At 65.4% G+C, this 628-nt stretch carries 1 protein-coding gene; it reads left to right on the top strand.

Annotated features, from left to right (window positions below):
* Positions 1 to 628: AMP-binding protein (locus HU738_RS26480; RefSeq protein WP_217871552.1), on the top strand; the 628-nt coding region annotated here is incomplete at both ends.

The raw sequence follows: 628 nt of genomic DNA, 5'->3' as shown, positions 1-628 counted from the left end.
GCCTTGCTGCTGACCCAGTCGCACCTGCGCGATGGCCTGCCGATCCCTGAAGGGCTGGCCGTGCTCGATCTGGACCGGGCCGAGGCGTGGCGTGCCCTGGACGCGCGCAACCCTGAAGTCCAGCTGCACCCGGAAAACCTCGCCTACGTCATCTACACCTCGGGTTCCACCGGCAAACCGAAAGGCGCCGGCAACCGCCATGTCGCCTTGCACAACCGCCTGGCCTGGATGCAGGAGGCTTACCAGCTCAGTGCCGCTGACAGCGTGCTGCAGAAGACGCCGTTCAGCTTCGACGTCTCGGTGTGGGAGTTCTTCTGGCCGTTGATGGAAGGCGCACGCCTGGTCATGGCGCTGCCGGGTGATCACCGTGATCCGGCGCGCCTGGCCGAGCTGATCACCCGCGAGCAGATCAGCACGCTGCACTTCGTGCCGTCGATGCTGCAGGCCTTCGTTGGTGATGAAAACGCCGCTCGCTGCACCTCGCTGCAGCGGATCATCTGCTCCGGCGAAGCCCTGCCGGTGGAACTGCAACGCCAGACCCTGGCGCTGCTGCCACTGAGTAGCTTGTACAACCTGTACGGCCCGACCGAAGCGGCCATCGACGTTACCCACTGGACCTGTGTCGAGG

This window comes from Pseudomonas vlassakiae, from assembly GCF_014269035.2.
In the GTDB taxonomy this organism is placed as follows: Bacteria; Pseudomonadota; Gammaproteobacteria; order Pseudomonadales; family Pseudomonadaceae; genus Aquipseudomonas; species Aquipseudomonas vlassakiae.
Note: the sequence above shows the minus strand (reverse complement) of the source record. Positions and strands in the feature narration are given on the sequence as shown.